This window comes from Streptomyces sp. SID12501, assembly GCF_010550245.1.
In the GTDB taxonomy this organism is placed as follows: Bacteria; Actinomycetota; Actinomycetes; order Streptomycetales; family Streptomycetaceae; genus Streptomyces.
In genome coordinates this window covers 1-586 of the sequence record NZ_JAAGLU010000297.1, presented here as the reverse complement: position 1 = coordinate 586, position 586 = coordinate 1, and the positions used below count along the sequence as shown (strand labels likewise).

The window sequence follows — 586 nt, the reverse complement described above, 5'->3', positions numbered from 1 at the left end:
CTCGTCGACGATCAGGACCTCGTGCTGCGGGAGCACGGGCGCCCCTTCGATGGCGTCGATGGCGAGCAGCGCGTGGTTGGTGACGACCACGTCCGCGAGCTTGGCCCGCTCACGGGCGGCCTCCGCGAAGCATTCGGCCCCGTACGCGCACTTCGTCGCGCCCAGGCATTCCCGCGAGGAGACCGAGATCTGGCTCCAGGCCTTGTCGGAGACGCCGGGGGTGAGGTCGTCGCGGTCGCCGGTCTCGGTCTCGTCCGCCCAGTCACGCAGCCGGATCAGGTCCTGGCCGAGCTTGCTGGTGGGGGCGGCCGCCTCGAACTGGTCGAAGAGTCCCTCCTCCTCGTCCTGCGGGGCGCCCTCGTGGAGGCGGTGCAGGCAGAGGTAGTTGGACCGGCCCTTGAGCATGGCGAACTGCGGGCGGCGGCGGAGCTGCGGATGCAGCGCCTCCACCGTCCGGGGCAGGTCGCGCTCGACGAGCTGGCGCTGGAGGGCCAGCGTCGCCGTGGCCACGACCACGCGCTCGCCGTGCGCGAGGGCCGGCACCAGGTAGCCGAGGGACTTGCCGGTGCCGGTGCCTGCCTGGATG

At 72.5% G+C, this 586-nt stretch carries 1 protein-coding gene; it reads right to left on the bottom strand.

Annotated elements, in window-relative coordinates:
* A partial coding sequence (locus G3I71_RS45845; protein ID WP_369335582.1) for an ATP-dependent DNA helicase occupies positions 1-585 on the bottom strand: 585 nt, incomplete at its 3' end.
* Position 586: the final 1 nt, after the last annotated feature.